Raw genomic sequence first — 11,688 nt, forward strand, 5'->3', positions numbered from 1 at the left:
ATTGCTCCAAAGTGGTACTGACTTCGTTGGTCGTAGTAGTTCTTTATTGCGATTTATTAACCCTGTATGATTGCAAAAAAATTAACAATAGAGTTTTTATGGAATCAGTTTGTGTCTATCTTGGTGCAAGTTTGGGAAATAATAAGTCCTTCGAAGATGCCACGATAAAACTTGCTCATGAACTTGTTAATATGAGACTGACCTTAATCTATGGTGGCTCAAGTTTAGGAATGATGGGCCTTTTGGCAACTACTGTAAAAGAATTAGGCGGTAAAGCAATAGGAGTGACAACCACTCATCTTTTAGATAAAGAAAAACCATTAGAAATCTTAGACCAGCTGCATGTAGTTGATTCAATGCAGCAACGAAAAAAAATGCTTCAAGCGTTGGCCGATGTATTTATAGTCATGCCAGGAGGATTAGGAACTCTAGAAGAGGCAATTGAAACATGGAATGCTATAAAAATAGGCGAGTTCGATAAAAAAATAGGGTTTCTTAATATCGATAATTATTTCGACAAGTTATTAGATTTTATGGATCATTGCAAAGCTAAAGACTTTATGAATGCCCACCATTTGGCAATTCCAATCATTCATAATAATCCTTCTTTATTGCTGGGTAATTTAATTCGACCCGTTGTGGAATTAGATAAAACTTCAACATGATTGCTCGTATCTATTACTTCATTTTCTCTAGAACAAAGTAGTCTGTTTGAATCTTTTTTTATACATCATTTATACTGAGGAACAAGCGCGTTTGTTTTTATTATTGGTTTAATATCTACTATTAATTGTGGTGAAAATAGTTCTAAACTAACTTGATACCGATATTGGGTTTCAAAATTTAATAATGAAATGGGGATCTTAATGTATCAATTTTTGTTAGCACTTTTTCTTTCCCTAAGTTATATCAATTTATCGTATGCTGAAGCCCCTTTGTCAAAACCTTTGGCTCCTGTTTTTGATAATCTGGGTTCGTTTCATTTTGCTGTTTCTACGAAAAATCAATTAGCGCAAAAATTCTTTAATCAAGGCATTGTACTCTTTTATGGTTTTGAATGGGGAGAGTCTGCTCGTTCTTTTAAAGAAGCTATGCGATTGGACCCTCAGTGTGGCATGTGTTATTGGGGATTTGCTTTGGCAACTGGTTCTAAAATTAATGCACCTATGTCGGGTCATGAATATCCGGATGCAAAAAAGGCAATTGAAAAGGCAGTTACGCTCAAACAATTCATGACACCCCGTGAAAACGCTTATATTCTTGCTTTGATAGAACGGTTTAAACACCAACCGCGACAGCAACAAACTGAGTCTTCGGGAACTTTTAGTTGTCATCGTTCAAGCACTAATTTTGATAAATCATCTTCCACTGAAATTGCGGCTTATGCTCAGGCAATGGAAAAAATTGTTGCTGATTATCCTACTGATAATAATGCAAAGGCATTATACGCTTATGCACTTTTTGAAGTGATTGAATGGAAATTTTGGGGAATCGATGGCAAAGAAAATCCCAAAACAGCACTCATAGTTAATGCCTTAAAAAATATACTTGCGAATGAGCCTACGCATATTGGTGCGAATCATTACTTCATCCACGCGATAGAAAGTTCCAAAGAACCACAAAAAGCCATGGATAGTGCAAACAGGTTAACCTTGTTAGTTCCTGGTTCAGAACATCTCGTCCATATGCCGACACATATCTACTTCCTTACTGGAAAATATCATCAAGGAAGTGAGTCTAATCTACAGGCAATTGATGCATTCAATACGTATAATAAAACGTGTAGACAACAAGGATTTACTCCGGAAATTAATTATCTTTATATGCATAATTATGATTTTTTAAGAACTACTGCCACAATGGAGGGGAGACAAAAATTAGCACTCTGGGCAGCACGTACCATGCTTGCACCGCCGTTTAGTGACTGGTTAAAAAATGAAGCTTCTCTGCAGTGGTTTATTCCCATTCCTTACTATGTTGAGGCGCGTTTTGCTTTATGGGATGACCTGCTTAAAGAGCCTAAACCGGCTAAAGAGTATCAATATGCTGAGGGGATGTGGCATTACGCTCAAGGCATGGCTTTATCCCATACCCGTCAAATAAAACGTGCACAAAAGGAATTAACGGAATTAAGAACCATTATTGAACAAGGTCCTATTAATAAAAATTTAGGAAAGAATGGTGTGTCGCTTTTAAAAATTGCTGAGGCTGTTTTAAGTGCTCATTTAGCCGATCTGCAGGGTAATGAGGAAGAAACCATCAATCAATTGAAGATCGCATTAAAAATTCAGCACAATATGGGTTATCATGAACCACCAGATTGGTATGTTCCGGTTAAAGAACTGTTAGGTGATGCTTATTTAAAATGGAACCATCCCTTAGAAGCACTCAAGATGTATGAAGCTGATTTAAAGGACTATCCCAATAATGGTTGGGCCCTTTGGGGATTATCAAACAGCTTTAAAAAAATGGGACGCACAAAAGAGGCAGAACAAGTGGAACAAAAATTTTACCAAGCATGGAATACTGCAGAGGTAAAAACGCCTCCCGCCATATTTTAATTTTGATTATAATTCGTTCCTAAGTTGCTCATTTCTTAGAGGAATTGTGAGTTATGGCCTCGGGAGGCTCTATAATATTTTTGGTGATAGCGCTTACTCGTGTCTTATAATCTTGTGTTACTTTGCCTACAGCACGTTCGTATTTAAACTCAATATCCAGGGCTTCACATAGCTCTGAGATTGCATCCATAACTTTATTATACGCCTGAATCATAAGATCATCGCCTGCCTCATCAAGTTCATTAAAGTGTTGCTCATTGAAACATTGAGAAACTTCAGTAGGTAAATCCGTAAGAAATTTTGAAGCTTCAGCGATTGCTGTATCAAACTCCTGGGAGCCTGGATAAGAGCGCTCAAGATCACTTATTATTACTTTCGCAGATCCTGACAGATTATTTATCTTTCCATTTACTGTTTGTAATAAAGTTTTTTGCTCTTCAGTAATCGCTTCGCTCTGTATAAAAGTTGTATAAATCCCATCATTTAGTTGACTAAGTATTTTTATTGCTGCAGTCAATTTTTGAGGCGACTCACCGACCTTCTCTTTACGTATGTTTTCTAATTGTTGATAATAATCGCGTCCGGCATCCAAAATAAGTTTATTGTCCGTCAACGCCATTAATAAATTTTTATAATCAATATTGGCTTCAAAACCATGTTCTTTTACTTTTTCCAATTGGGCACGATTCGCTCGATATTCTCTTAAATTTTGTTGTACTTGGGGATTATTTATAACAGTGTTGATGTGATCCCATTCATCAACTTGTGTTTGATGAAAACGGGGATTGTAGGTTTTTGATTCACTGGGATAAGCTTTTAATACGTTATCAATCATCATCATCCATTTTTTATGAATTTCAGATAATTTTTCAACCTGTGTGGCACATTGGTTTAATCTGCCAACTAGATTAGAACATCCTTCTACGTTTTGGGGCTCAGTTAAAATAATGCGGTTGATTTCTTCGTTTAAGTTCATCAACCAAGAAGGGTGAGCAACCGCTTGAAGGAATTGTTTATCTTCTTTAGAAATGAGCTGAGCACCTGATTCTCCTAAGGATCCTTGCAACAAGTCAGACCACTTTAAAAAATCCTCACTTTGTTGTATTAGAGAATAAAAATCCTGTGGAAATCCTAGTCTTGTTAATGATGTTGGTGAAGGATCTAAGGAATGACTCTGGATGTTGGCTTTAATTTTTTCCTGAAGTCGACTTAGCTTTTCCGAAGCATCAGTTATGGGTGTCTCTAAATCACCTAATTCCTTAGCTAGTGAATGGCCTAGTGCTATTGTTTGTATTTCATAGAATTGATTAAAACTATTATAAATTTGTTCCTGCTTTAGTTCTTTTAACCGGTTGTCTATAGACGCACTATCCTCAATATTTCTTTTATTCTCTATTTCCCCCGATAAATTATTAGAAAGGAAAGCGTATATGGGGTTTGACAAAACAGACTGTTTTAAGTTGAGTAAATCGTCCATTATTTTAGATTTTGGATCGACAGCTTGTTCTATTTCAATTTGCTTTTGAATTAGAGTGAGCCAATGTACTTTGAGGATGGTGGCAATGAAATCGCGGCTGGACCTTAACGCTGGTAAATCCGAGAAATTATAATGCTCGAACTGCTCACTGCTTGGAATATTCTCGTTCCGATTTGAGTAATAATAAACATCCAATTGTTCACGCAAAAATGCTTCAAGATCGCCCTGATTGTTTACATCCGTCAATATCTGCGCAAGTCGTTCATCGCTAATTTGTCTCAAAATCTCTTCTGAAAATTGTAGTTCTGAAAGAAATGTCGGGGTTGCTTCTATATTAATATCGGGATATTGCTTTTTAAAGTCTCTTTGTAAACCTAAACGGCTCGAATAGACTGATTTAATTGCTCTATCCAGTTCATCTGTATTATCAGACGCAACTGAAATGAATGCAGACATTTGACGGAATTTGGTAAAGGGATTTTCTTGCGAATGTGGGGTAAATGCCATTGCATCTTCAAATGCTGTAACCATTTCTGCATTGTATTGTATTGAATAAGCCTCAATACCTCCTAGGAGTGCAATATCAGCAAATTTGGCAAGTTGTTTGCAGTAAGCGACTAAATCTTCTCGTGACCAAAGGGAGAGATAGTTAATTTTCCATGCCTCAAAGTCTAAATTTTCTTCGGCAATAAGAAAATCGGCTTCCTTGAGTGTTTCTCTGAATCGAGTGTACTCGGAAAAATCCATTGTTAAGCGTATATCTCGATGGTGTGGTGCATCTCTCAACTGTTCCATGGGAGTTAATAAAGGATCCGATCTGGTCCGATACGTGTTACATAAAAATGTAAAGTGCTGCTGAGCAACTCTTGGTGTTACTTTTGCTCTATGTAATATTCCAGTTAAGCGTTCGAGCGTAGAGTTAATGGCCTCTAGCTCTTCTTCGATTTGTTTGATAGGTGCTTGAGTTAAGTCTTCTTCAAAGCGAGGTATTGCCGTATCTAGGAACTTGATTGCATCGAGTTGTACTTCTTGAGCTTTGAATTGAATGTGAGATACACGAAGGGTTTGGTTAATTTCAAGAAGAGTTTCTCTTTTAATCCAAAACTCATCTCTTAACTGATTTTCTCTTTGTTGTTCGGGGATTTTTTCTTCAATCTTTTTGAAAATACTCTTTGCCCTTTCTTCCGCTGTTCTCAATTCAAAAACATGGTTTAATAAATTATTGTAATTTCCCAGATTTGTTTTGGTGTTCTCTTGGATTTTTTTATCTGCAGTGAGGGTCTGTTGAACTAATTGATCCAACTCTTTTTTCAATGCATCAATCTCAGGGCTATTCCTACTCTTTAATTGTAAAAACAGCTTTTGTTCAAAATCAGCAACTTCTTTTAAAAATGGTTCATAGTGCTCATAGAACTCTGCTTTTTTTTCAGCAAATAATTCTTCCTGTTTATCGGAATTGTTGAAGGAAACTAATATCTGATCGATCGCTATTATTTTATTAATTATCGGGTTTACTTTCTCAAGTTGTTCTTTCAACACCTTGTTTTGTACTTCTAATAATTTATTGGCTTCTCGGAGATAGTTTTCACGATTTAATCCTAACGCTTTAAGGTTTTCAGCCTCCTGAGAAAAGTTATCCATATCTTTTTCAAGTTGCAGTAATTGAGCATCTACTTCTGCTTTTAACTGTTTTGCCTCTTGATTTTCCTCACCTAATAGTTCGTTTATTGTGTCACTAATTTTTTCGGTAATTTTAAAAAGATGGTCCGGAATATTTACTCGAGAGCTTCCTTTAGCCGAACGATAAAAACTTTCAAGTTTTGTAATGGCCTTATTTTGTGGTAAGGATTCAAGACTAAGTTCCTTCCATTTGGTTGTTTCTAATAGGCGAATAATTTCTAAATGGCTAAGAATTGTTGAAATGAGTGAGGCGTTTAATTCTGAAAGAAAGTTTGTCTCATCATGAACACCCTCTACGATATTCCCTATTTTAATTTTCTTCTTCCTAGGGATAACTTTTTCGACTTTGTCGGGTTGAGGCGTCATGTTTAGAGGTATTTTTTCCATTTCCTCTAATTGATGAAGTGCATTTAAAAGATTCACATAATCTTGGGTCGTTGGTAGCTCTTTTGGGAATTCTTTGCTGATAATTTCTGCGGCTTCTTGCCATTTTTGGTGTAAGGAATGTGTACGAAATTCGCCTTTTAATTTTTGTTTAATTGAAGTCATCTTTTTCTGTGCAATGGATTGCATCGCACCATATGAATCGCTCTTGCTGTATTCAAAGGATTTTATATCGGTATCAATCTCAATTGCTCTTGCGAACTTAGGACCTATTTGTTTTAAAGCTTCTGTAAAAATAGCTTTTTGTTTGGGGAGACGATCTTTTTCTGGAAGTGATGCAATGGAATTAATATCTAATTCTAATTGGGAAAAGATTTTTCTAAGTTCCTGCCACAAACCATTCGCTTCATCCACCTCTAAATCTGATTTTTGATCTGGCCGTTCAGTGGGTATTAGTGAATTGAGAAAATTATTGGCAGATGAAAAGGGAGAAAATTTTTTGACGAGTCCATTAAATACTATTTCTCCAAACTTAGGTTGTTTGAGTTTATGAAATTGAGTATTTTTTAAGCTACGTAACTCATTGATGAGAAGTCGAACCTCATCAATTATATCGAGTTGCTCTTCCTTCGATTGTGACATATTTTGCAATACCTATAACTGGGTTATTTATAATCATATAGTACAAACATTAAGTGTTTATTAAGATCTATACGTTTAAATAAGCATCGATCTATTATTCCAAGTAAAGGTTTAAGACCAAGCAAACAGTATTAGCATTGCAATAAGGTTTTTGGATGAACCAATTTTAAAAAATCGCTCCCTTTGATTTTTAGGAGTTGATCATGGTTTCCAGCATTAAAGACGAGCCATTCTTGATGCGCAAGACTATCTGCCAGATAGACCTCCATATTATAGAGCTCACCTAAAAGAGGAATCGCGCCCACTTCACATTCTGTAAATTTGTTTTGAAACTCGAACTCTTTAGCAATTTCTGCTCGTTTTGCTCGGGTCTCTTTTTTAAATTGATCTAAATTGAGTCGCGTATTAGCTGGGATAGCAACAAGTACAAATTTACCATCCAATTTAACAACTACAGATTTAGCAAAATGATTTCCTTTAATATGTGCTGCTTGAGCACATTGCGATGCTGTATATGCTCTAGGATGACTGATGGTCTTATAAGGAATATTATGACTGTGCATGTATTTTCTAATTGACTGGCTTAACATGAGGGACTCCCAAGATTGGATATGGTTAATTATAGAACAATTTGTCGGTAATCGGGGTTATATCCTAGGATCTTAACTACCATCAGTTTTAAATTTGTGACACTATATTTAACTTATCCTGCTGGTTTCTTATATGATTTCTGATATTGCTAAGATGACCAGAGGATCGAAAGGTGTGGGCTACAAAACAAGGAATAGTCAATGCGCAATACCGGCCAACAAAATCATAGTCTCTTTGATAATCTGGCTAATGAAATGTTATTAGCCATTCTTAACTCTCAAAATAAAGATAAAAATTATATTCTGAACCCAAAAGATATTTTGTCTATTGCATTAAGCTGCCGACGCTTTAATTGGATAAGCACAAACGCCAATTGCTTTTTTTCTCCTTACAAGTATAAGACTATTCGACAAAAAGCTTCGGATTATCACGAATATAAGGAAAGACGTCTTAATCAATTGAGGGAGATTCAAAGAATACGACATGAAAATAACGGAGCGTTTTATTGGAATAAAACTTTTAGAAATAGAGTAGCCACCGGCTTGGGTTTACTTATAGGAGCTATACTCGCCTTTCAGTTTGATATGGACTATGGACCTTCTTTATTAACTATTTTGGCTTCATCCGTATTGGCTTTAGTTATTAATGATCTTATTTTCACGCATTTAGAGCGTTCCATAAATTCATCGGAAATAAAAAATATTCCTCTTCAGTTTTTTGAAGAGGAAATAGTAGGAGGCCCAACTCCTTGAGTGCGTAATTTGCTTGTATGTGCAAATACTCTTTATCAAATTAAGCGGCATTAGGATTATTATAAATATAAATGCCGCTTTATGAAGGGAGTTAATTGGGTTTTGAAAAAACTATTGCTGCTGTCTTAATATCTGACTCATTTTCTTCAATAACATCCTCATTCTTTCCTGTTAAAGAGGCTATTTTATGCAGAAGCTCTTCAGGTAAAGCACAGAATAAAGAGGTTCTAGTACGAAATGCTTGAGCAAGAGTCCGCGAATTTTTTCGTATTTCTGAGATTCTATTAAACTCAGTTTGTAACGCTTTGGATGTAGGTTCTAAATCTTTCTCAGATAATGCAACTTCTATCTTATATTCCCCAAATTTTTGGTCATCTAGTACTGATTTATTTATAATCTCAGCAGTTAAATCGGCTCCTAATTCAATAAGAGATTTAACCGTTTTAGCTTGTAAAGCATAGATACTATAAGAGGGATCAACCGCACTGCCTCTCGCCCAGGCATCATGAACTGCTTTTTGGGTCACTGCAGCTCGATTGGTGATCATTATATCCAAGCATTTTGTCGTAGGTTTCAAACTTGTTTTCCGCGCATATTCCAAAATATCCTCTATTATCATCCAGTCATAAGTAGCTAATGCTTTTTCTAATAACTCTGGTGTTAAGTCTATTTCTTGTTGGGTAAGGGCTTTAACTTTTGTTCTTCGCTCAAAGAAATTTTTAATTTCTAGTACCTTATCTAATTGTAAGTCTGAATTTACCTCATGTTTCATTTTCATAATTTTAAAACCTTAATATTTAAACGATTAAACTGTTGAACTTTTCTTCAGTTCTTTAGTAAGTTGAATTAATTCACCAATTTCTGAATGAGTCTCGATTTCGCTCAGGATGAAATTAATTCTGGACTTATATTTAACCAATCGATTAAAATAAGTTCAAACTGAATATATTTATATGTCATATCGCGTATTTTTATATCTATATGGATTCAAGCAGTTATATTTTTTGGATTACATGGTTAGTAATTTACGATGGAAGTTTTTGTTGTTAGAGGCAGTGCTTTTTAATAATCTTTATAAGCCATTGCAGCGGTTTGTAATTGTTAAAACGTTTGTGATAAAACATGTTCACTGTAAAGCTCTTTTTTACAAAAGGCAGAGGTTTAATCTCAAAATCGTGCTGTTCATTTAGAAAAATCGCTAAATGTCGCGGTACGATTGCTAGGTAATCCGTGCCGCGAATTACTTCAAGCGCACTAATTAAATTAGATACTGTTACTTTAATATTTCTTTTAAGAGCAGGATCAGTGTATTGTTCATATAATGCATTTTTAATAAATTGGATATCCACATGATCTGCTGTCATCAGCAATTTTTGCGTCAACTGTTTATTGGCAAGCGGATGTGATTTACGCATTGCACAAGCCATTTCTTCTTCAAGTAAAAACTCTTTATTTATAGAGGGGCCGTAGGGTAGAAAATCTGCGCTAATTGCTAGATCCACTGTGGTTCCTAACAATTCATCAAGATTGAAATTCTCCGATACCCAAATAGTTTTTAAAGTAAAATTAGGAGCGTGTTGTGCTAGATAGGCAGATAATTTAGATAAAATGAGCAGCTCTCCATGACTTCCAAGTACTAAATTAAACGTAACTACTTCTGTGCAAGGGTCAAATTCATCTTTTGTAAAAATTTCGTGTGCATTAGTTAAAAAAGTTTTGATCTTGGGGCTCAAAGCTAAGGCTTTGGGCGTAGGTTTAAGCCCATGGGCTTCGCGAACAAATAAAGGATCGTCGAAAATATATCTTAATTGCTTCAAAATCCCACTCATGGCCGCCTGGCTTAGATGAGATTTCTCGGCAGCTTTTGAAACAGAACATTCGTTTAATAACGTATCAAGATATACCAGTAAATTTAAATTTACCTTTTTTAAATCCATGAATTAATAAACCATTCAATACTATATACGTTGTAACTAAAGTATAGTTAATTTTAAATTATCCTTACTTAATTAACTGAACCATCAGAAAAAATAGATTGCCTGTAGTGAACGCGTTGGATAAGTCATTTGTAATAAATCTGTAAAAGAGCGAACCTCAAATAAGTATTGATTAATTTTTAGTCTACAATCAGTCAAAAATAGCTGGAGTATTATTTATGAGTGCAAATCAAGAAGAGCTTAAAAAAGATATTCAACGATTACTTGATTTAAAGAAAAAACAGGAAGAGCTGGGTATTTTAAATCAAAAGGACATGCAAGATAAAATGAGGCTTGAGACGAGGCATAAAGAGTTTTTGCAAATGAGCAGCCAGCAAATGGAAGAAGAATTGAAGAAAAAAGGTATGATGAAAAAAGTTGGAGTTGAGAGTGAGGATTCTAAGCTTATTCTTGAAGACTATAAAAGAAAATACAGCGAGGAAAGCTGGTATAAAGAACCGGAAGAAAAAGATGGAAAAACCACTTTAACTTTTCCTTCTGAGGAAGAAGTAGGTATTTTCTTTGGAGAGCAGGCTAAAGCAAATCGCTCTTTTATTCTTGTTGATCATAAAACAAATATAGTTATCGCTTATTCCAATGGTGATGGTACTTTATACAATGGAAATGGAAGTGTGTATGAAGGTGGAAAATTCCAATCAGCGAATCAAAGTCTTCGCGATTTTATAATGCCTGAAAGAGAGGAACCCTCAATGAGGATGAGCTCCTAAATCAAAAGTTAGAGTGGGATTAAAAGATCGCTGTAATGAATTAAGGATTGTAATACTTGTCATAAAGTGAGGTATAAGTCCCATCTTTTTCTAAACCGATGATCGCTTTATTGATTTCCTCGATTAATGACGTTTTGTCGGGAAGAGCGATAATCCCATAGCCTTCTCCTAAGGGCATGTCTTGCCCTATGAGCTTAATGTCATACAAATTATTGTTTACCAATCGTAACGCAATGATATTATTAAGGACAATTACGTCGATTTTATGCTGTGCTAAATCAGATAAAAGTTCTGACTCTGTATTGTAAGCAACAATCTGATTGTCCTTCTGGTAAGGTGTTTGGACTAAGAGATCATAAAAAGTTATTTTAATTACACCAATTTTTTTATTTCTTATATCAGCTATATCATTGATAGGACTATTCTTAGTAGTAATAAAATGTATTTTGCTGACCGCATAAGGAATGCTGGCGGCATATTGTTTTAGCTCGGAAGATGAATACGGTTTAATTGGAATGAGTACATCAATCTTACTACTATCCAAGAATTCAAATTCATTTTCAAGTGTGATCTCTTGATAGATACATGGTGTTCCAATGCGTTTGCAAATGTTATTCATGAGATCGATAAAAAAGCCAAAGAAATAGGTCCCTTGAGGGGTGTCAACTCTCTCCACAAGGGGAGGGCCTACAATGCTTACGCCCACTTTTATTGGATTGCTTAATGAAAGCGTGCTGATACACAGCATCATGATAAATACTATGGTCGGTATCTTGGGGATTCGAGTTAAGTCCATGTCATTTTGTCGTATTTTTCTTAAAATTTAGAAAGTAATTGATGCTTTGTCAATTTGGGCTGAATGGTTTTATGTCAATGATCTTATTTGTTTTTGACAAA

The 11,688-nt window shown here is 35.3% G+C and carries 9 protein-coding genes; 4 read left to right on the forward strand and 5 right to left on the reverse strand.

The annotated features are described in order from the left end of the window. Positions 1-98 precede the first annotated feature (98 nt). On the forward strand, positions 99-665 hold the full coding sequence (locus tag ACWTEW_RS20590) for an LOG family protein (protein WP_454780376.1): 567 nt from the start codon (positions 99-101) through the stop codon (positions 663-665). 201 nt (positions 666-866) lie between these two features. Next, a complete protein-coding gene (locus ACWTEW_RS20595) occupies positions 867-2,561 on the forward strand; it encodes a tetratricopeptide repeat protein (protein WP_454780377.1) in 1,695 nt (564 codons plus the stop codon). A gap of 28 nt (positions 2,562-2,589) precedes the next feature. On the opposite strand, the gene ACWTEW_RS20600 is transcribed toward ACWTEW_RS20595, so the two are convergent. Both ACWTEW_RS20600 and ACWTEW_RS20605 read right to left on the reverse strand, forming a co-directional pair. Next, positions 2,590-6,744 carry a GumC domain-containing protein gene (locus tag ACWTEW_RS20600; RefSeq protein ID WP_454780378.1) on the reverse strand — a complete coding sequence of 1,385 codons (4,155 nt, stop codon included), beginning with the start codon at positions 6,742-6,744 and terminating at the stop codon, positions 2,590-2,592. A 131-nt stretch (positions 6,745-6,875) separates the two neighbouring features. Further along, the gene (locus tag ACWTEW_RS20605; protein ID WP_454780379.1) at positions 6,876-7,334 is read right to left on the reverse strand and encodes an aminoacyl-tRNA deacylase; all 459 of its coding nucleotides are present in this window, start codon (positions 7,332-7,334) and stop codon (positions 6,876-6,878) included. A 201-nt stretch (positions 7,335-7,535) separates the two neighbouring features. On the opposite strand from ACWTEW_RS20605, the gene ACWTEW_RS20610 reads away from it, so the two are divergent. After that, the gene (locus tag ACWTEW_RS20610) at positions 7,536-8,087 is read left to right on the forward strand and encodes an F-box protein (RefSeq protein WP_454780380.1); all 552 of its coding nucleotides are present in this window, start codon (positions 7,536-7,538) and stop codon (positions 8,085-8,087) included. Positions 8,088-8,178: 91 nt separating this feature from the next. On the opposite strand, the gene ACWTEW_RS20615 is transcribed toward ACWTEW_RS20610, so the two are convergent. Continuing rightward, positions 8,179-8,865 carry a hypothetical protein gene (locus ACWTEW_RS20615; protein ID WP_454780381.1) on the reverse strand — a complete coding sequence of 229 codons (687 nt, stop codon included), beginning with the start codon at positions 8,863-8,865 and terminating at the stop codon, positions 8,179-8,181. Between the two features lie 268 nt (positions 8,866-9,133). Continuing rightward, positions 9,134-10,024, reverse strand: a complete 891-nt coding sequence (locus ACWTEW_RS20620; RefSeq protein ID WP_454780382.1) for a LysR family transcriptional regulator — start codon at positions 10,022-10,024, stop codon at positions 9,134-9,136. Between the two features lie 218 nt (positions 10,025-10,242). Here ACWTEW_RS20620 and ACWTEW_RS20625 point away from each other — a divergent pair, with 218 nt between their 5' ends. After that, positions 10,243-10,791: a Dot/Icm T4SS effector CegC4 gene (locus ACWTEW_RS20625; RefSeq protein ID WP_454780383.1), complete on the forward strand. Its 549-nt coding sequence runs from the start codon at positions 10,243-10,245 to the stop codon at positions 10,789-10,791. Positions 10,792-10,831: 40 nt separating this feature from the next. Here ACWTEW_RS20625 and ACWTEW_RS20630 read toward each other — a convergent pair whose 3' ends face one another. After that, the gene (locus ACWTEW_RS20630; protein ID WP_454780384.1) at positions 10,832-11,587 is read right to left on the reverse strand and encodes a transporter substrate-binding domain-containing protein; all 756 of its coding nucleotides are present in this window, start codon (positions 11,585-11,587) and stop codon (positions 10,832-10,834) included. Between the last annotated feature and the right edge of the window lie 101 nt (positions 11,588-11,688).

The organism is Legionella stuttgartensis (genome assembly GCF_977063405.2).

Excerpts from the sequence above, each read along its gene's own strand:
- ACWTEW_RS20595 (WP_454780377.1), top strand. The coding sequence starts at position 867 with ATGTATCAATTTTTGTTAGCACTTTTTCTTTCCCTAAGTTATATCAAT.
- ACWTEW_RS20625 (WP_454780383.1), top strand. The coding sequence starts at position 10,243 with ATGAGTGCAAATCAAGAAGAGCTTAAAAAAGATATTCAACGATTACTT.
- ACWTEW_RS20590 (WP_454780376.1), top strand. The coding sequence starts at position 99 with ATGGAATCAGTTTGTGTCTATCTTGGTGCAAGTTTGGGAAATAATAAG.
- ACWTEW_RS20630 (WP_454780384.1), bottom strand. The coding sequence starts at position 11,587 with ATGGACTTAACTCGAATCCCCAAGATACCGACCATAGTATTTATCATG.
- ACWTEW_RS20620 (WP_454780382.1), bottom strand. The coding sequence starts at position 10,024 with ATGGATTTAAAAAAGGTAAATTTAAATTTACTGGTATATCTTGATACG.
- ACWTEW_RS20600 (WP_454780378.1), bottom strand. The coding sequence starts at position 6,744 with ATGTCACAATCGAAGGAAGAGCAACTCGATATAATTGATGAGGTTCGA.
- ACWTEW_RS20605 (WP_454780379.1), bottom strand. The coding sequence starts at position 7,334 with ATGTTAAGCCAGTCAATTAGAAAATACATGCACAGTCATAATATTCCT.
- ACWTEW_RS20610 (WP_454780380.1), top strand. The coding sequence starts at position 7,536 with ATGCGCAATACCGGCCAACAAAATCATAGTCTCTTTGATAATCTGGCT.
- ACWTEW_RS20615 (WP_454780381.1), bottom strand. The coding sequence starts at position 8,865 with ATGAAAATGAAACATGAGGTAAATTCAGACTTACAATTAGATAAGGTA.